Genomic DNA, 699 nt, shown 5'->3' with positions numbered 1-699 from the left:
CCCTGTGCTGTTAATCAAAAGCATATCTCCCGGTTTTACTACTGTCCAGTAGATGCTTATTCTGCTGGTGATATCCCGTACTCTGGGTCTAGATCCGATATTTGGGATCACAGTTTGCTGAGTTCTTTTGGTAGAGACTGTGATTATTCCTGATGCTTGAGTGTATAGGCTGATTTGGTCATTGTACGTACCCGGGTGGTGAACCCCCCAAATGTACAATTTGTCAAATTTTTCATTGTTTGGTATAGTAACTTTCAATGCTGGATATTTGTAATTTAAGTGGGTCAACCAATTCAATCTACTAAAGAAACTGTTACCAGAACCCCTTTTGCAAGAAGCGCTTTTTCCATTTTGAGTGACTCCTGTCCAATTGAAACTTTCATTGTTAAATTCCAGTGTACCGGATGAGGCAACTATTGATCTGAGGGAGGCATAATCCGGAACATCATAAGGGTAACAGTTGCTGTAGGCTTTGCTGCGTTCAACAAAAAGGTCCCACTTCTTATTCTGAAAGCCATCACATTGAGGGTCTCCCAATAGGGCATCTATTAGTGTGCAGTTTCCTCCATCAAGGATCTGATAAGGACTGTTGCATATTCCACCTGTGGAGGAGCTCTGAACCAGTTCAGTAGCATTAGTAACTTCAATTTGGTCATTCGTGATTGTTTTCACCATCGTTCCGTTTGGCACTGCATGGTG

General features: G+C 42.1%; 1 protein-coding gene. It reads right to left on the bottom strand.

All coding sequences use genetic code 11. The annotated features are described in order from the left end of the window. The coding region (locus ACFPTQ_RS16050; RefSeq protein ID WP_379778989.1) for a hemagglutinin at positions 1–675 on the bottom strand (675 nt) is incomplete at its 3' end. Positions 676–699: the final 24 nt, after the last annotated feature.

The organism is Flavobacterium sp. GCM10022190, from assembly GCF_042656445.1.
In the GTDB taxonomy this organism is placed as follows: Bacteria; Bacteroidota; Bacteroidia; order Flavobacteriales; family Flavobacteriaceae; genus Flavobacterium; species Flavobacterium nitratireducens.
The sequence above is the reverse complement of the archived record's forward strand: the minus strand, read 5'-3'. Positions and strand labels throughout refer to the sequence as shown.